Below are 18,959 nucleotides of genomic sequence, written 5' to 3' on the forward strand. Positions count from 1 at the left end.
TTTTATTTCATTCTTAGGAGGCTCAGCCTGGCAATCAAATGTTTTTATGAGTCTTGAAGTATACTCGATTATTGATTCCTCCTCTTGTTTTAAAAATAAGGACTCATCAACATTTAAATTTTGTTTCAGGTAATATTGGCGAATTTCTTGCAGTAGCGCTTGTGCTTGGATGGCGGTGGTGATTTTTTTTGATTAATACCATCAATTACTTTGCTTCGAAACCAATTGATAGTTCCTTGATAACTTACATTCTGATAATTGAGTAAATGTTGATAATAGATGAGGGCAAAAATAAAGCTTTGTGGACTGGTTATCTTGGGTAAATAAAATGTATGTTCGTGGTTATTCGTGGTATAGCAAATTTCATTTTGAAAAAATTTTGCTTTTTCATGTAATTGTTCTGACACTTGTTGAATTTCCAAGAGCCCAAGCTTTTCTATAATTAAGCCAGTTTCAATCAAATTTTTAGCTGTAGAAATTTGTCTTGAGTATTCTATGTCTTGAGTCGAAACTTGAAGATTCTCAATACACTCTTTGAATTGTTGCCAATATGTAGTCATTGAAATCATGATAAATGATTCTCCAGAATGATAAATATATTTCTAATGTAAACTGCTCATTTGAAAAAAGCTATCGTTCTCAGAAAAATTTATTTTTCGGAATTAATGACAATAAATATCTTCGAATTATTTTTATTCAGTCTTTGTTGGATATTAGATTAATTGATCCCGTGCTTGCAAAAGTTCTTGCAGGGATTTAGGTAATATTTTGCGTATTTCAGCGGTCATCTTTTGTTCGTGTTTCTGCCAAAGGATGCCTAAATAAATGATACCTAACCCAATAGCCGTAAGAATTATGGGAAAAAGATAACTGTCTTTAAATATATCATAAGCAAGATGCCCTAAATAAAAGCAAACGCCGATGCCACCAAAAACAGTAAATACTTTTCTACTCAGAATTATTCCGATTAAAATAAGTAATAGATTGATACATAAGTAAATAAATTTAGACAATTCATAGTCTGAATGTTGTGCGCTTAATCCGCCCCAAAATGTAAGTACACCAAATAGATACAACCAGTAAGCATAATCTTCGGATTGCCTGGATCGAAAATCAACCCAAAATCCAATGAGTAGCATAATTAATCCAAAATACATAGACACTTTCTCACTTAGATCAAAAGCGCTTTCTCCGCCAGTAAGCATGGCGGTAAGATCCATCGACATATACCATAATGTAACTGCTATTGGCATGATCATATACGGATAGCGGTAAATCCATGCCATAATAATGCCAACAGCAAGGGTACCCAGTTCCATGAATATCCAATGCCATTTTATATAGTAATTATACTCACGAAAAACAGTATCATCAGGAGGCCACCATCCCATTCCTTTTTGTAAACCATAAATCGCCAATGGTGTGAGGCATACAACAAATGTGGCGCATATTTCAGCGGGAACAATAAATCCTTTTTTGTTAAAAATATCGGATAAGGATAATCCTAATATGGCATAACAGATGCAGAGAAATAATATACCCCAACCCCCAAAAAGCTCCCATCCTAGAGTCATAAATAGGCTCATTGCACCAATTGCAATTAATCCTCCTAAATAATAGAGAACATTAGTTAACCCAAATCCTTTGTTTTGACCAGGTTGTTTTCTAACGAATTCGATAAGCTCTTCTGATTGCTTTTGGGTTATGATCTGTGCTTCAACAGCTTTATTAATGATGTCTCGAGTAATATTCATTGCTGCTTCCTTGAAGCATGTCTTTTATCAATTATAGCTTAGAAATTTAATTCAAAGCGCTTACAGAAGTTGTTCGAGAAACAAAGGAAGCTTATCGCAACATCTCTGGAGTAAATAATTTTCCATTCACAATAATCTGTTGGTTTTCTAATTTAAATTGAAGGATATAATCGTTGTCTTTAATTTTTAAAAAGCCTTTTTCGACCAAATTTTGTAATATCTGATTGGTTTGATTTTTTGCTTCTTCATCTAAATCGGGTGTTCTTGATGTTGGATTCGCAGGAGATTGAGCGGATGCGTCTTGGGTTTGAGAAGTCGGTTCCGTTTCTTGGCGACTGCTTAAGTCACTCCTGATTGATGAGGTTATCAGCTCTTTTACTATCGTAATTGGTGCTTTAAAATAACCTTGGCCTTGAGCTTGTTGCATCGCTTTGGATAAGTCATTTATTTCTGTTTTTGGAAGTGATATTTTAAAATTACCTACAATTTTTCCTTCAGGTAAATTGATAGTCATTTCAGAAAGTTCTAATACAGGACCTTTGCTAAGAAGCTTCGGTAATTGAGTAGCCAGGTCTAATGCCACAAGATGAGAAGCATCGGTTTGCAACATACTAAATGTTTGTTTATTCAGTTTCGCCATAACTTCTGGATCTAAGTTTTTTAGACTCAATTTCAACATGGCTGGACTGTAATTTTGATTGTTAGCCAATAATTTTTGCAATGAAAGTTTACAATCAAAATTTAGTGTTTCATTTTTGATGTCAGAACTTAAAATGAAGTCGAGTTCTTGCATGTCTAATATATTTTGGTTGTTTGAGGTTAAGGAAATAGAAGAAATATTAAAATAGGACTTCCCAATCCATAGCCACTCTTGTATGCGTTTAGAATTAAATGAATATGTTATTGCGCCTATTTTAAAGACAGAATTATTGCCATAACCATCCATTCCATAGAGTTTTAAATAGCTATCTAAGTTATCTATATTTGAAGAAAGACTAAGTAAAGCACTTAATCCCATCCAATTAAATTGAAATTCTTCATTATTGGATGCTTCCTTAACATGCATCCCAAAAGATGGGAGGTTGTATTTTATAATGATTTGGTTTAAATAATTGATGAATGCTCCATAATGAGTTTCTGGTTGCGTTGTAACTGCCCCAATTCCAAAACGTATTCCATTACTTGTAAAAAAAACAGGCCCATGTTTGATAGTAATAGGTAGCGTCATTTCAAAATCAAGCGGAGGTTCTGTTTGGGAGACGCCATTTTTATCCGTAATCGTTTGTGCGGGGATATGCAGTTTGAAGACCCATAAAGCCTCAGATGAGAACCAACCATGTTGAAATTTATCAATCTGAAGATTCATTATGGAGTTCTGGGGGATTTTATTGATGACTTTATTTAGGGTGCTTTGCACCATAAGACCCATGAGATCATAAGTAATAAGTACGAGTACTACTAGAGATATGGGAAATCCAATCCATTTTTTCATTATGATTTAACTGTATTCCGTTGCCTATGTTATTTAGTATTAGTCTAAAAAATATGTTTTGTAAATTTATGATACTTGCATGCAAGCAAGTAGTTCTTTAGTGAATTTGTAATGAATTTAGGATTTATGGACAAATTATAATATTCAGCTCTATGTCCGAGACCGAATAGGTGGAGTTGGAATATAAATTGTCAATAGGTCCTAATGTTGTTCAAAATAATCGGGTGGCACACCATAAATGGAACAAGCCAGGGCTTTACTGGATTTGTTCTCCCAATCAGGATTTTTTAAAACATCCATCGCATTATCATAACCTGTTTTCATACGATAATTGATTGCTGAGCGAACAAAGTTGTAATCTTTGAACGAATGGGCAAAAGGGGTTCCGCGATAAATGATATGTACCACGCTGAAGTGTTTGCTATGTCCTAATTCCAGTATTTTTTTACTTCAGGATCTTTTTTTACTTCTGGGCTTAATTTTTCACCTAAAAACTGTATGGCTGCCTGTAAGTTTTGGCGACTGGTGTAAACATTTGTAAGTCGTCTAGAATGACTTGCATAACGAATATCTTTTTGTCTTTCCTCAAGCTCATCCATGGTTTGCGGTAATCGTCCGCGTAGACTGAAACAATCGACTACAAAACATAATGTGTCCAGTTCTGGTAAGGCATCCAGCACGGTTACAAGGGGCGTATTCGCATAAATACCACCGTCCCAATAATAATCATCACCAATTTTAATTGCAGGGAAGCCTGGAGGAAGAGCTCCGCTTGCCATCACATGCTCTGCCGTAATGGTCATTTTTTGATTATTAAAAAACTCCATTTCACCGGATGATAAATTGACTGCTCCGAGACATAGGGTAATTTTTTATCATTAATGCGATCAAAATCAATTAAATCCTCTAATGTCTTTTTGAGAATAGAGGTATCATAATAACTAAGCTTATCAGGCGTATCATAAGTTATAGGGGTTGGCGGAATAACCCGTGGTTTAAAAAAACCATCTAGGCCATAGAGCACTGCATGCATAGCACCCATTTGATTGTGCATATGATGTAAAAAATTTGGAATTTCTCCATCATAAAATATATCTGTCCATATTTTGGGTACAATTGTATCCCAAAACGTGGTTAATTTTTCAATTTGCTTGTTTCTTGGATTACCAGCAATAATCGCACTGTTAATGGAGCCTATCGAAACTCCTGCTAGAAAATCAGGATTGTAGCCTTTTTTGTGGATAGCGCAAAATGCCCCGACCTGATAAGCTCCTAATGCACCGCCTCCCTGAAATACACAGGCAATTCTTTCGTAAGTTTGTTTGGTATTTTTTAAAGCGGTGGTAGGTTTATTGATACGGCATAAAGGGCCTTTATGATGTTTTGATGATGCTTCTTCTTTAATTTTTCTGCCCATGCTTATGATTCCTACTGTCCTTATTATTCATAATTATAACTGATAATTTTGGAGTTTTGGCAAAAATAAAGTTCTTTCTTGGAAAAAAGAGTCAACATCAAAAAAATTATTTGATTTAAAATTGAAAAGTCCTTTTATCAATCAAAGAAATGTCACACTCGTTAACAGCAAAATATAAATTAAAACTCTAGGGACTTGCCTAATATCGTGGGAAGATGCTCTCGAGTGGTGTTGACATGGTATTTTGTTGAAGTTTATTGGTGAGTTGCTCCAATCCAATAAGCGCGAATATTTTTACTGGTTCTAATGTAAGAGAACACTCAGTAAATAAGGGATCCAGGGTCGCTATATTTTTAATGTCTTCATTTATTTTTTTGATTAAACTCTCCAGGGCGTTTTTTGTCTCGATTAAGGTATGGCTCGGATGGAGTAATGTGATGCGTTTCGATAACTTATTTATCACTTTTAATAGTAAAACACATACCTCATTTACTTTATTGCCTACAGTTTCATCATTGTTAATAATTGTGTTAAGTACTTCAATCAATTGATTTGAATTTTTAATGGTTTTGCCTTCGATAATTAATCCAGCTTTGGTAATACCTGTTGAAGGCACACCTCCTTTTTTTGTAGTGATTTGCTTAGCGTAAAACAAACTTCATGAAGTCTATGGATAAATATTTCCTCAAGAATATGAGTACAAATTGAGTGGAAGAATGTGGTGCTCTTATCAGCCTCTTCTGCATATTTTTTCACTTCTCTATCTAATTGCTGAATTTTTTGTATATGTAAATCTTGGTGGTTAATTTTTTTCCATTCTTTGATCAGCAAGGGCATTTTAAGTAAATGTTGCATGGGGTGAATCAGTCCGTCTAATAGTGAGCTATATTGTATTGATTTTTTAAATTCATGCAGCGATGGTTGAAATAACCTCATGGTTGATTCGTAATAAACGCCGACCATTTTACTTGGTTCAAGAAACAATATGCCAAACTCTGCGTTGACTCTCGTTGCAAAATGTTCAATGAATGAATTGATTTTGTCTAACAATTCGTCTTCTTTTTCGCAACGACTTAGGTATTCTTCGTTAAACTCTAGGGTAATTGGAGTGCATTCTGCAATTTTGTTGTATTGTGTTATTTGGAGTTCCACGAGCATTTTAAAAGGCTCAGGGAGTTGATTGATATGTTGTTGTACCTTTTCATGTTTTACCCAAGTGCTAATCGATTTTGCGGATTGAATTACCGCATTTGTTGTTCTGTTAAATTCAAGGATGCTCCGGGCTAAATTAATGAGATCTTTATTCATCATTTCTCCAAATTAAAACGTGTTTAAACCAATTAAAGATTATACTTCACCTAAAGTGTCCGTATTGGATACATATTGAGTTTTATAAAATACTTGTTGTGCATGAAAAGTTAGAGTTGTTGTTTCCAATCTGAAATGTTTTCTGATTTTAGCTATTGGCAGGGCTTAGGTTGTTTTTTTCGAGTCCAGTAGAGAATGAATGCACTGGCAATTGCTGGAATTATTGCCAAGAAAGCAAAACCAAATAAATAAGAGAAAACTAGCTCAATAAAAGGTGCTAAGAAAATAAGGAAGAACTCGGGGAACCTCCACACAATCAATTGGCGAATCAACGCATCTAATATAAATAATATTAATAATGAAAGGTTACCTATATGAAATCCTAAAATAAAGTAGGGATAGGGTAGATCTGCAAGTGTTTGACTTTTGAATACAAACAACAATGCTGTGGCAATAAAGGTAGAAAGAAAAATTAAAGTGCCACTGAGCATTGAGTAGGGTGCGATAAGCGTAGAAACAGCTTCCCTATAACCAAAGATAATGAGCCAAAGCACACTGCCTAATAGCCAAAAAATAAGGAGATATAAAGCAAATAATCTAAATTTTTTCATGTAATTATTTCATCCTAAGTATAATATTTTTTCAAATCCTCTTGAACCTTTTATACGGATAAGTTATTTATCAAGATGATATCTAAATATCCAGCAATTTCTCAATAAGTCCGGACAAATACTTGCTTCCTACGTCCGATTGTGAGTAGAAGATCTCTTTTACCCGGATTATTGAGAAATTACACTCTCTAATAAAATTTTATGGGCGATCAAAGGGATTGACGACATGAAGAAATTAAAATCCACCTCACAAAATCCACAAGAAACAAATCCAAAAGGCAATAGAGCCTTGCCACTTCAATTGGTGCAAAATATTGAGCCGGATCGCACTTTTTATTTAAGAAGCACTGTGGAAGGAATAGGAAATTTTTTTTCCACACGAGTGAAAGAACTGTATCACACTCTAGCGATGACGTTTTCCTTAGACTCTATGGATTGGAGTAGTTTTAAAAAATATATTTGGCCTACGATTTCTTCTGGGGCTGCTTTAGTTCTTGGTCATTATCTCACTCAGAATCTGAGTGAATATCAAATGGGAAGTCCAGAATATGATTTTATTTATAAATTTCTTTTTGGTGCAGCTATCTTGGGTTATTGTGCTTTGAATCGTATTACCGATAAAAAATTTACATCTCAGGCAGAATTGTCTCTAGCGGTAGCTAGTGAGGTTATGGCAATAACTTATATGTATAGTTCAGTATTTAAAGGAACTACTTTCTTATTAAATAATACGGTATCTGATGAATATTCATTAATAGCATCACTCGGAACGAGCGCATTGGTTGTTCCAAGTGGAATTTCTTTTCTTGCACAAAAAGCACAAGAGTTTCTTATTCGATTTCAATACAGCCGTGGCGCTCAACGCTCAGATACAGCACTGATTTCTGGGGGACTTACTCCAATATCGAATTTGTATTTCCAAATCAATCATTTTATTGCGAATGAGCTTATGGTGAGTTCTCGTACCTTTCAACTGGGGCTGATTTCTCACAATATTCGCCATGCCGATAAAATAATCCAGAAATTTCGTAACTTGCCGGCATTATTAGCTGATTTGGCTCCATCTACCTTAAAAAAAATGAGTGTGCAGCAAGAAAAACTTGACCATGATTATGAGTATAACCATAAGTTACACCAAGTTTTGAAATTTACATCAAATGGATCAATGTTTGTTAGTGTTCCTAGATATCAATTACGTACGGGTGATTTGGTTTATTGTGACAACAGCATTGATTTGGCTTGTGTGCCTGTATCTGGTGAGCTCGTTGCTTTAAAACAAGATGGGAAAGGAAATTTCACTCAGGTAGTAGAAGAGAAAAAATTTAGTGTAAATCTTAAAGCACAAAATGGTGAAGATGTTTGGATCGAACATCAGACAAAACCTAATTTTACTTCAAACTATAAAAAAATAGATTTGTATGCGGTTAGAGAGGGGAAACAGGCAGGGGTGTTGGTCGGAGATAAATTAAATTTATATGGCAATGATAATATTTTTATTCAAATTAAACCTGAAAAAGAGCTTTTATTAAGTAGTAATTATGAGAAAAAGTCTGTGATCAATGAAGTTATTGCAGAACGTAAGCAAAGAAGTGTTTTATATTCTATTCTAGGTTCTATCATCATGGCGGCATTTTTACAAAGAGATATTACTTTAATGCCTGCGGAAACAATAAAACTTATGTTCACTCTTTTCCAAACAATGATTCCTTTTTCTGAAGCTTTTTTAAGAGAAACGGTAAATAGTCGCTTGATGAAAGCATTAAATAGTAATTTAGGAGATCAACCTTTAGAGACTATAGATGCGCTTCGTGTAGTGGATTTATGCAATGCATTAGGTGGATATTATCATGATCGCTTTCCAAATGGTGTCGCTGTAATTTCAGATAAGACAGGAACGCTTACTACTACTGGAATGGACGTATTGGGTTTATGGACTACTGATATGGCTCCTGATGTGCAACAGATATTGAAAGAGAAGGATGGTTTGCTTTTACCGCAAGAAGCACAATGGCTTAAGTCTCTTGAGGTATTTTGCGAAGCGTATACCAACAATAAAAAAGAATTGGAACCTGAAGAACACGCTATCTTGGATCTATTCGAGTCTTTGTTGAACAATCAACAATGCTTGGATGTGACTACTTATGGTACTAATCATTTTAAAAAAGTACTTACTATTAAAGACAAGAAGAAAGAAATGGAGACATTTCATTTGGGGTTATATCGCACCTTTGGTGGACGTTTAACCTTGGTAAAGGAGGGTAATGAGTATTTTCTAGTCTTTTGCGGGGTTCCTAATCAAGATTCATTTAAAGAAACTCCCGTGTTGCAGGCCTATACCATGATGCAAAGCCGTACTGAGGTATTATCCCGTGATTGGTGTATTGCTAGAAGTAAACTCCATGGCGATGAGTTTATTGCTTTACGCGAGTTAATGGATAAGGATGATAAAGAGCAAATCGAACATTTTATTTTAAAAAGACCTGCATTACTTAAAAATATGATGTATTACGGTACTTTTATTATTGATAATCCCATAAAAAAAGGTGCGGAAAAATTTATTGCTCAATGTCGAGAAGTATCCATTCCTGTATTTGTTGCCACTGGCGATACCGCTAAGGCAGCCGAAAATATTGCCAAGGTATTATGCCCGAAAAATGCAAAGAAGATTCTTACTATTCGTGCAAAGCAAGTAAAAGAAAATCCCCTTGAGTTTTTAACTGCGGAAAATTATCCAGCAGATTCGACGGTCATATTTTCAGGAGTTAATGAAGCAATCCTGGCGCGATTTCAGAAACTGATGGATAGAGAACCTACGAAGCGTCCCGTAATTATTTTTGCAGAAATGAGTACAGAGGGTAAAGGGATACTCGCTCGCTATCTTAAAGACCATCATTATTTTGTTGTTGCCAATGGCGATGGCACCAATGATGTAATGATGATGAAAAATTCAAACATGGTTATAGCACATCATTCAGATGATGGTGCTTTTGCTCCGGGGGTCGATTCTTTGTCGAATATAAGTGAAGAACAGTTAAGAAGATTGTTTGGTTCACAGAAAACTTTCTATGAGCTTTTTGATATTAATCTTCCAAAAAGTTTGTTTGTACAACAATTTGCTCCTTTAGCAAATTCACAAGAAAAACCAACAATGGCTTTGGCTCTTAAAAGTGGAAAAATGACTTTTGATTTAGCCAAAACTGTAGGCGCACATGTTACCGAAATGAATCAGCAGCATTGGTATAGTGTTGTCTTTGATTTACTATGGTTGTGGATTTCATTTTATGAAATTAATGAAAGTGCTGATTTACCTATGGATAATCGCAATATAAATGCCTCAAGGCTGATTTCCAATACCATGGCAATTGCCTTGACTATAGCTGTTTTTCAATCATTGGCGAATTATGCTCTTTTTAATGAGTCGACCAATTTAACCAGCATGTTGATTATGTTGAGCCTTTTGCCTCTGGTTTTGAAAAGTATTTTTTCAGGATTTAAAATGGTACAGGAGAGTGTGTATCCTCCATTGGAAACAACAGAAGTTGAAAAGAAAGACGAAACAAGCTCTAATCGTTCGTCAGTTTTGAGTTATTTAGGCTCTTTTTTTTCGCATAAGCCGGTGAGGCAACTAGAGGCGGTAAGTAGCATTCCCCAGCCTGACTAGATTAAAGTCTTTGCCTATTCGGTGGATGTTGTTTTAGATCTTAAGCAAAGAGTTATATTTAGATGCGCGTACCCAGTTTCGAAGCTTCAACACAATGTAACATTTTTGCGAAGCGGAAATCCATTTCTATCTATAGTCGCATTGGGCTTTCATCAACCAGGGTCTCGCTGACTATACGACCGATAGCGTATCCCATTTTTAGGCCAGGCTTATTACGATTACACCCGCGAAAATTAAAAAGCCACCAATAATGACTGAAGAATTCACATGGGTTTCATTAAACAAAAACCAAGTAAAAATGATGGTGAATAAAGGATAGATCAATTCCAATATACCTGCAATTGTGGCATTTTTTAGGTTAATTGATGTCGCAATGAAAAAGCTTGCAAGAAGTAGAACAGCAATTTCTGCAATCGTTAACCATAAAAGACCTGAGTCAGAGGCTAAAATCTGAACATCTTTTTTCATCGTAGTAAAAAAAGAAATACCGGTAAATAATAAAGCGCCAATGATCATTTCCAATGCTAATAAAGTCACGGGTGATATACTACGTAATACTTTTTCAGCTAATGCGTAATTGAATCCCCATAAAATGGCAGCAAAAATTGCAAAAGTAAACCACATTACTGTCTCCTTGGAAAAACATACGAGCGCACGAGCTGAACATTATATCATCAAAAAGATAATAATTCAATCTAATTGGGCGCGAAGTTCCTGGTTATGCCTGAAAAAGTGGAGTTGCATTTGAAGCATGTAACCACGTTGTCTTCTCGGAAAATGATGATATTGGGCTATATCAAGCAGCAATCGAAGTAAAACATTCAATGAGATTTACTATTTAGATTATATTGATTTAAGAGTGCATTTCATATTGACTCTGAATCACATGGTTGACCTCTACAATTCCAAAACCAAGTTCTTCATGTGTTGCAGCCCATAAGGCAAATTTATTTTTTGCTATTGACGTGGTTTTTGCATCTTTATCATTTAACCATAAAGCATGGGCTACTTTTTCAGGAGTTAGCGGTTTTCTTTTTGAAGTCCTTAAGGTGGATAAAAACTCAGGCTTGTCAGGCTCCCATAATTCGTCAAGGTTTATTCTTTTTTGAAGGTTTTGTTCTGCAATCTGTAATTGTTGATTATGTTCTAATGTGATTTTAGAAACTTTATCCTGATATTCAATGGTTTTTTCGGCATGTTCTTTTTCATTGATGTAAATATCAACAGCAGATAAGACGCCACCAATAACTATTGCTGTTCCGACAAGTATTAGAGCAAGTGTTAATGGAGGAAATAGCTCAAAGAGTATAAATCCTAGTGCAGCTGCAGTGAATAAACCACTTGACGCGCCAAATCCTAGCGAGAAACTGTTTCGGCTAAGGAAACTATTATTCTCAGGATTAGGAATTTGGGTAAGTTTTTCTTGTACTTTTTGATTTGATAGTTTTTTATGTTCGTAATATTTTTTTACGGTCGGATTAGTGGCATAAAATTTTTTTATTTTTTTATCTAATTGAGTAATATCCAGTTGGCTGAGCCATGTTATTTTATTTTCATCTGCTTGAGTCCCATCAAATGTCACGCTTGCTGTTTCTAATTTAATACGTTTTGCAAGTGCTTTATACGTGTTAGCCAATTCTATGTTTCTATAAGATTCTTCAGCAAGCATTTCAAAATGAGCAACACGTGCAGAGATGTTGTTTAGAATGAGTGTCAGTTCGCTAATCGTTTTGGTTATATTTGAATTTTGGTGCAATACAGCAGCAAGAGTGCCTAATTTTTTCTTTAAATGAAACTCATATATTCCATCTTGAAAAAAATCAATATCTTCCGTGGCGATATCAACTTGTAAGTCAGTATTGCTTCTTTGTTGTAACCATTCATGTAAGCAATTGAATTGAGCTTCTTTTCTATTGCGATCGTCAATATTGATGGATGAGTGAATTCTGGATTTTAATCGCTTCATCTCTATTTCATTGAGCGAGCCATCTGGATTAAAAATGCGCTTGATTAATTTAACTACTTTATCATTATGTATTGCATCTTTTAACTCAGTCTCGATACTCGTAGGATTGTCCATGGCAATCATCATAGCTGTTTTGGTGCCCACATAATTAGAGGATGCCAACACAGTGATCTTTCTTTTGTTGTACTGACCGGTGGTATTTTGAATTGTGGAGATGATCCAACCTTTATGGTTCCCATCCGCATCACCACTTGGAGAAGCAATTAATGAAAAACCAGCGGATTCTCCATTATCAGTTCGATAAGCAAAACAAATTCTTTTAGTAGACGTCATTAATTGTACTAGGGAGTCGCTCTTTTGTGTGGAAAGTGGTGATATCACTTGTATGGTATGGAGAATTTCGCTAATGCACGCACTCGTGTTATCTCCTTGAGTGAATGTTGGGAAAACTCCCGGGGTTATTCTTACTTCATCAGCAAGGTTTCTTGTTAACCATTCTGCTTTTAATTGAGATACTTTAAGACCTGTGAAGTCAACATAACATGTTCTGTCTGCATCCAGATCGATTTGTTTTATCGTCGAAGCTATATATTCTTTTTGCTCTGCGGTTTGTTCCAAAACATTTGCGGGAGTTGAGGAAGCTATTTTTTCGTAGTTTAGATAAAGTTGCTCAGGTAAAGAAAATACTTTAGGAATTAAATTATAAGTTAAAGTAAATTTTTTAATATTTGATGGCATAGTACATCATCACATGAATCAGTATGGTTAAATTTTACGCTTTTTATGTCAAAAATGAAACAACCATAAAATTTTGATTTTTAAATGACTCACTGAATGAGTATTTAGATTTTGAGTTGATCTGTTATAATTAAATTCTATTTGTTCCTATTTTGTTATTAAACAGTATCGTACAGGAATATCATTAATTGAATGTAATTCGTTGGACAGAAAGACAATGTCTTTTGCACTTATTTCCGTTGATTATTAGTATCTCTTTTGCTATGGATGTTTTTGTTCCTGCAATTCCGGAAATGAGTTATTTTTTTAAAGCGAATAGCGCTGTGATGCAGGCTAGTCTTTATGTATTTATGCTGACAGTCGCTTTTGGGCAATTGTTGGTAGGGCCGTTAGCAGATCGTTTTGGACGACGACGAATCGCTTTATATTCTGCATTTCTTTTTTTAATCGGTTCCGTTCTTGCGGTGTTTGCCTTATCAATACACTTACTCATTATTGCACGAATGATTCAGGCAGCAGGAGCCTGTGGCACCTATTTGCTTTGCTTTATTATAGTAAGAGATAATTACTCAACTACGGTTTGTGCACGCCTCTTTAGTGTTTTGTGTGGAACCAATTCATTAATTGCAAGTTCTGCTCCGGTCATTGGTGGGCTGTTACTGGATCAGACTCATGATTGGCATAGTGAGTTTTATTTTTTAATCATACTTGGCCTTTTTATGTGTCTGATTGCATTCCGTTATATTCCTGATTATGAGTACTGTAAGCAGAATTTATCTAACTTTTCGCTGGTTAATAGTACAAAAAATATCTTTAAACATCCTGGTTTTCGGCTTTACACCTTTATTGCCTCAGTAAACTTGCTTGGTCTGTATTTATTTTGTGCCCTTTCTTCGGGTATTCTCATGACCCAGCTTCATCTTAGCGCGACTGAATATGGTTTATGGTTTGGCCTAAATGCAATGACCGTATTTTTTACAAACCTTCTTGCTGCCCGACTCACTTATTCGTTTCCTTTAGAAAAAACAGTATATTGTGGCCTCGTTTTGATAATTATTTCATCCTTTTTGATGATAGTTCTTAATTTTCATGAATTCAGTACAGTTCGTTTCATGATGCCTATGCTTTCTTTGACTTTTGGTATTGGCCTTAGTATGGGGGCTGCAACTGCTCTTGCGTTAAAAGATTACAAACAACAAGCGGGTATTGCCACCGCTTTGTTGGGTGCTTGTCAGTTTGGCCTTTCGGGTTTAGTGGGTATTCTGATTACTCAATGGACTCCTGATCCATTGATTCTTGCTATACCTATGCTGTGTTTAAGTACATTAGCTTTAATCAAAATGAAAAAAGCGGATAGAGAGTCTGTTCCCTGTGAGCAAACACCGAGTGCAAACCTTAGTGACACATAGAAATTAATAAATCACTCACTAGGTATATGATATCTTGAGAAAATTTACTTTTTTATCTTAGATAGTACTATACTCAATTTAATAACAAAGGATCTGGTATTGAAATTGGAGTAGGCCTAAATGATGGATGAGTCCTCACCAGAGAAAACAAATCAATTCAACTTATCATTTGCGGCCCTGGGAGTAGTTTTTGGTGATATAGGGACAAGCCCTCTTTATGCATTTAGCCAAGTAATCACGTATTTACCAATTAGCGATTATAATGTTTATGGGATTTTATCACTCATTTTTTGGTCTTTGCTCATCATAATCAGTTTTAAATATCTCCTGATTGTTTTTCGTGCAGATAATGATGGCGAAGGCGGAATTATGGCCTTAGCGGGCATCCTAAGGCAGAAAATGAAAAAAACAGGGGCTTGGCTGTTATTTATTACCCTTATTGGAATAGGGCTTATTATAGGGGATGGAATATTAACTCCAGCAATATCCATATTAAGTGCGGTAGAGGGACTCGAACCATTATCTCCTCATTTAGCCAAGTACATTCTACCTGTTACTTTAATTATTTTAGTGCTGCTATTTAAGTTGCAACGAGTAGGCACTGGGATGATTGGCGTTTTTTTTGCCCCTATTATGTTGATTTGGTTTATCACAATAGGCACTTTGGGTTTTTTACAAATTATTCAGAACCCTGAAGTACTTATGGCAGTTAATCCTTATTATGCAATCCATTTTTTTATATTACATAAGCAGTTTGCTTTTTTTATGTTGGGTGGAATATTTTTAGTGATGACTGGGGGGGAAGCATTATTCGCTGATTTAGGTCATTTTGGCAAAAAATCTATTCGAATAGGATGGTTTTCTATAGTTCTTCCTGGATTGTTTTTATGTTACTTTGGCCAGGGTGCTCTTGTATTAATGCATCCTGAAGATATTAGCTATCCATTTTACAGTTTGTCCCCCCATTGGTTTTTGCCCATAATGGTGATTTTGGCTACGGCCGCAACGATTGTTGCTTCACAAGCAATTATTTCTGCGGCATTTTCTATTTTAAAGCAAACAGCATTACTTAACCTCATTCCAAGGCTTAAGATTGTATATACATCCAAAATTGAAAAAGGCCAAGTGTATTTGCCTTTTATAAATTTTATTTTAGCTTTGGGTACATGTGCGCTGGTGATAACTTTTAGATCCTCATCAAGCCTTGCAGATGCTTACGGAATTGCTGTTAATTTAGATATGCTGCTCACGACTGTATTAGTAGGTATTATCGCGTATCGCTGTTGGCATTGGAATGTGCTCAAATTAACCATTTTCCCTTTAATTTTGATTATTGAACTTGGGTTTTTGGCCGGAAACAGCTCTAAGTTTTTAACCGGAGGTTGGATTCCCATTTTTATCGCATTAATTGGTATTATTGTGATGTATACTTGGCATTGCGGTTTTGAGAAGCTACGTGAATTACATCATAGAGATGCTTTAATGGATGCATTTATCATTGATGAATTAAACCAAAATAAAATTTCAAGACAGCCCGGAACAGGGTTCTATATTATTGATCCTTATGATTATGAAGGAGAAAGTCTTTTACACCATTTGCGACTTAACCGTATTTTTTCAGAGAATATGGTTTTTTTAAGTATCAAAATTGAAAATAAACCTTATATTCCGCTGGAAAATAAATTTGAACTCATTACGAAAGCAAAAGGATTTTATCTCATCCATATTCATTTTGGATTTACTGAAAATATTAATTTACCTAATATCCTAGACGAAATGTTTCAAAGAGTTCACTTACCTTTTGAAATCAGTAAAAATAAATTACTTTATTTTATAGAGATTGTTTTTGTCGAAATGACAAGAGAAAGACTAAGAGGTATGTGCTTATGGCAGAAACATTTATTTTCTCTCATGATACGTAATGCTGTACCTGATATTCAGTTTTATTGTTTACCTTACAACAAAACGATTGCATTCGGCACATATTATCAATTTTAAATCCCATTGAAAATCGGTCAATGATGGATTAGCAAGAGATTAAGGATTGTCGCATGGAAGAATTTGATTTACACAATTGTTCCTTATTTAGAGGAGTAGATGAAAAATATATTGATGAATTTTTGGCAGGTTGTGAGCTTGTTGAACTTCCTCAAGGTGAGTTTCTTTTTCATCAAAATGAAATTGGCGATGCAATGTATATTGTGGAACAGGGTGAATTAGAAGTTGTATTGGATCAAGGCATAGTAAAATCGGACTCCCAGAAACCGCAAGTGATTGGCACGCGTGAAAGGGGGGCTTTAATCGGGGAACTATGTGTATTTGGTCAACAAAAACGTTCCGCATCAGTTCGCGCGTTGGTCGATTCTCGACTATTAAAAATTGAAGGAGAAGACTTTAGGATACGTATTTACTCAAAGGAACTGGATGCATTATTGATTTCTTATAATGTCGCAAAAGTACTGAGTGAACGTTTAATTACAACGAATACTCTCTTAACCATGTATCTTCCATTTAAAATATAATTAGAGTGATGACATTTTGAGAAATGTGAACAACTTACTAATTAGACTTGGCTTATTAACAATAAAATATCGTGCTGTATGGAATGCAAAAATTTATAATCACAAACGTGATGCTTTCTTGGAAAATGTAATTTCCACTCAATGCTTTCTTAATTTTCTCTTTTCATTCATCTTTATTATTTCTGTTGTAATAAGTATCAAGACAGTACCTATGGCTGCCCCAACAGCAGTTCCTATACCAAGCAACTTTAAGCTACCAATTACTGCGCCTACAGCCATGCCAATGGATAGTTCAATGCTAATTCCAAGTGCAGGAAGGAAAATATCGGCAATATTGTCTTTAGAAAGGGTCTCAATTTCACTTTTGTTTTTATAGATTTTAAAAATTGCTATGCTTCCGGTTAGCGCGCCTCCAAGGAACATTCCAATAATAAAACCAAAAGCGCTCCCAACAATGAAATTTACATCAATGCCAAACTGAAAATCTTTATATCCGGTAAACAATCCAAAAAGAGGGGTAATAAAAGCACCGGATAAAGCACCAACGGCACCCCCTGTAATCCCTCCTGGAACGGAGCCTACGACGGCTGCAACATATAAATTAGGATTTTTTAAAAGATTTAGAAGAAATAGAAAACCATTTTCAATGCTCATATTCATGATAGCTAGAAATCCCATACATTCTAATGTTATTAATTTTACGTGAGTTTCGGCTAAAGAATCTATTCAGATCCAGTCTCCATCTCGAACTATTGGGCTAAGCAGCACTGCGATTGACTCAATGGGCTTGTAGTCGTCCTCATAAAAGCGGTATCCAAGTTGATGGAGGCTCAATGCTCCCAAAAAATGGATTTCCGCTTTCATGAAAATAACGAAACTCTTAAGTTAAGCGCAGTGCTGTTTAGCCCTAATGGTTAAAAGTAAAACCACGTTCTCTTATACAAAGCTCACGTTAATTTAACAATAATGGTATCTATTGACAATCTAATCTTTATCGAAGTAGCTCTCTTGCTTTATTCAATACAAGTGGTGTTCTATACTTGACTGTATGTTCTCTGGAGATTGATGCATGATACAGGACAAATTGAGTTGTTCCACTTTTGATTTGTATTGTGCGCCTAGTAATAATAGGATATTTTTTCACCGTGAAGTGAGTTTGAATTTGTACTGTTCATACGAGGGGTTTTCAAATTTTGAATAAAAATATCATCATTCAAATGCAAATTATTGCAGTTTTGTTGGGTGCTCCTATTTTTGTATTTTTGGACAGCCCTTGGTTTGCAAATCATTTTTTTGTGGGACAAGATATAAATAATGTAATTATGTTCCTTATGTATGGTTGGATATTCTATTTTGCTGGTCGCAGATTACATTGGTTGATGTTAATTATGATCGTTGCGAGCTTTTGCGCAGAAGTAATTGGATCAAAAATATTAACTCTATATCGGTATCATTTGGATAATATTCCTCCTTTTATTCCTCTAGGACATGCAGTCACGTATGCCATCGTATTTCAAATATCTCGTCAACCATTTATATGGAAGTATCATGTGGATTTTGAGAATTTTTTGCGCAAATTTGCATTTATTGTCTGTTTTATGTCCCTAATTTTATTAAATGATGTCGCTGGTTTTTTAGGTTATTTGTTTTTTCTTGGTATTCTTAGGCAACGAAAAAAACCTTTATTTTATTTAACTATGTTTGCTGTCACTTATTATTTAGAGTTTCTAGGTACCGTTTTTTCAGCATGGTCTTATTATTTTGCTTTGGGTAATCATCCTAATTATATCCCAACATCTGTGACGCCTTGTGGCATTGCGGGTGTTTATATGCTTGTTGATATTAGCAGTAATTCAGCTTATTTTTATGTTAAAAAATTAAAAAAATACCTTAAAAAGGTACGAACTTCTCTGCATACCGTAACGCCAGAGAAGGAGAGCATAATACAATCTTTATAACCGAGCGTGGTAACCATCTTAAAGCGAGACTCTGCGTCTATCGATGCCGCATAAGTCTAAAAATGGTTATTTAGGATAGTATGATAATAAGCGGAACTAATTTGCACATCTTCATTGTACATA

At 35.1% G+C, this 18,959-nt stretch carries 15 protein-coding genes and 1 pseudogene; 5 read left to right on the forward strand and 11 right to left on the reverse strand.

Annotated features, from left to right (window positions below):
* Positions 1–125 precede the first annotated feature (125 nt).
* From EL220_RS18725 to EL220_RS06505, 8 genes and pseudogenes are all read right to left on the reverse strand, one after another.
* Positions 126–560: a hypothetical protein gene (locus tag EL220_RS18725; RefSeq protein WP_232002667.1), complete on the reverse strand. Its 435-nt coding sequence runs from the start codon at positions 558–560 to the stop codon at positions 126–128.
* A gap of 153 nt (positions 561–713) precedes the next feature.
* The gene (locus EL220_RS06480) at positions 714–1,754 is read right to left on the reverse strand and encodes a hypothetical protein (protein WP_027271128.1); all 1,041 of its coding nucleotides are present in this window, start codon (positions 1,752–1,754) and stop codon (positions 714–716) included.
* 91 nt (positions 1,755–1,845) lie between these two features.
* Positions 1,846–3,246: a DUF945 family protein gene (locus EL220_RS06485; protein ID WP_027271127.1), complete on the reverse strand. Its 1,401-nt coding sequence runs from the start codon at positions 3,244–3,246 to the stop codon at positions 1,846–1,848.
* A 201-nt stretch (positions 3,247–3,447) separates the two neighbouring features.
* Positions 3,448–4,073: pseudogene (locus EL220_RS19770) on the reverse strand (DUF3734 domain-containing protein).
* Positions 4,046–4,663, reverse strand: coding sequence for a patatin-like phospholipase family protein (locus EL220_RS18740; protein ID WP_232002670.1), 618 nt, complete (start codon positions 4,661–4,663; stop codon positions 4,046–4,048). Before EL220_RS18740 ends, EL220_RS19770 begins: the two are co-directional and overlap by 28 nt.
* Positions 4,664–4,862: 199 nt before the next feature.
* The gene (locus EL220_RS18745) at positions 4,863–5,279 is read right to left on the reverse strand and encodes a hypothetical protein (RefSeq protein ID WP_232002671.1); all 417 of its coding nucleotides are present in this window, start codon (positions 5,277–5,279) and stop codon (positions 4,863–4,865) included.
* Entirely contained in the window at positions 5,246–5,974 is a 729-nt protein-coding gene (locus EL220_RS06500; RefSeq protein WP_232002672.1) for a hypothetical protein, read from the reverse strand. Before EL220_RS06500 ends, EL220_RS18745 begins: the two co-directional genes overlap by 34 nt.
* Positions 5,975–6,123: 149 nt before the next feature.
* The gene (locus tag EL220_RS06505; protein WP_027271124.1) at positions 6,124–6,582 is read right to left on the reverse strand and encodes a hypothetical protein; all 459 of its coding nucleotides are present in this window, start codon (positions 6,580–6,582) and stop codon (positions 6,124–6,126) included.
* A gap of 226 nt (positions 6,583–6,808) precedes the next feature.
* On the opposite strand from EL220_RS06505, the gene EL220_RS06510 reads away from it, so the two are divergent.
* Positions 6,809–10,243: an HAD family hydrolase gene (locus tag EL220_RS06510; RefSeq protein ID WP_027271123.1), complete on the forward strand. Its 3,435-nt coding sequence runs from the start codon at positions 6,809–6,811 to the stop codon at positions 10,241–10,243.
* Positions 10,244–10,441: 198 nt separating this feature from the next.
* On the opposite strand, the gene EL220_RS06515 is transcribed toward EL220_RS06510, so the two are convergent.
* The gene (locus tag EL220_RS06515) at positions 10,442–10,867 is read right to left on the reverse strand and encodes a DMT family transporter (RefSeq protein WP_027271122.1); all 426 of its coding nucleotides are present in this window, start codon (positions 10,865–10,867) and stop codon (positions 10,442–10,444) included.
* A 229-nt stretch (positions 10,868–11,096) separates the two neighbouring features.
* Positions 11,097–12,947 carry a hypothetical protein gene (locus EL220_RS06520; protein ID WP_027271121.1) on the reverse strand — a complete coding sequence of 617 codons (1,851 nt, stop codon included), beginning with the start codon at positions 12,945–12,947 and terminating at the stop codon, positions 11,097–11,099.
* Between the two features lie 188 nt (positions 12,948–13,135).
* Here EL220_RS06520 and EL220_RS06525 point away from each other — a divergent pair, with 188 nt between their 5' ends.
* From EL220_RS06525 to EL220_RS06535, 3 genes are all read left to right on the forward strand, one after another.
* Entirely contained in the window at positions 13,136–14,356 is a 1,221-nt protein-coding gene (locus tag EL220_RS06525; RefSeq protein ID WP_027271120.1) for a multidrug effflux MFS transporter, read from the forward strand.
* Positions 14,357–14,476: 120 nt separating this feature from the next.
* The gene (locus EL220_RS06530; protein WP_027271119.1) at positions 14,477–16,354 is read left to right on the forward strand and encodes a potassium transporter Kup; all 1,878 of its coding nucleotides are present in this window, start codon (positions 14,477–14,479) and stop codon (positions 16,352–16,354) included.
* A gap of 53 nt (positions 16,355–16,407) precedes the next feature.
* Positions 16,408–16,878 (forward strand): cyclic nucleotide-binding domain-containing protein, encoded by a 471-nt coding sequence (locus EL220_RS06535; RefSeq protein WP_027271118.1) that lies wholly within the window; start codon positions 16,408–16,410, stop codon positions 16,876–16,878.
* Between the two features lie 138 nt (positions 16,879–17,016).
* On the opposite strand, the gene EL220_RS06540 is transcribed toward EL220_RS06535, so the two are convergent.
* Positions 17,017–17,538, reverse strand: a complete 522-nt coding sequence (locus EL220_RS06540) for a hypothetical protein (protein ID WP_051544732.1) — start codon at positions 17,536–17,538, stop codon at positions 17,017–17,019.
* Between the two features lie 533 nt (positions 17,539–18,071).
* Here EL220_RS06540 and EL220_RS06545 point away from each other — a divergent pair.
* Entirely contained in the window at positions 18,072–18,836 is a 765-nt protein-coding gene (locus EL220_RS06545) for a hypothetical protein (RefSeq protein ID WP_027271117.1), read from the forward strand.
* The last annotated feature ends 123 nt before the right edge of the window (positions 18,837–18,959 follow it).

Source organism: Legionella sainthelensi, from assembly GCF_900637685.1.
GTDB lineage: Bacteria > Pseudomonadota > Gammaproteobacteria > Legionellales > Legionellaceae > Legionella > Legionella sainthelensi.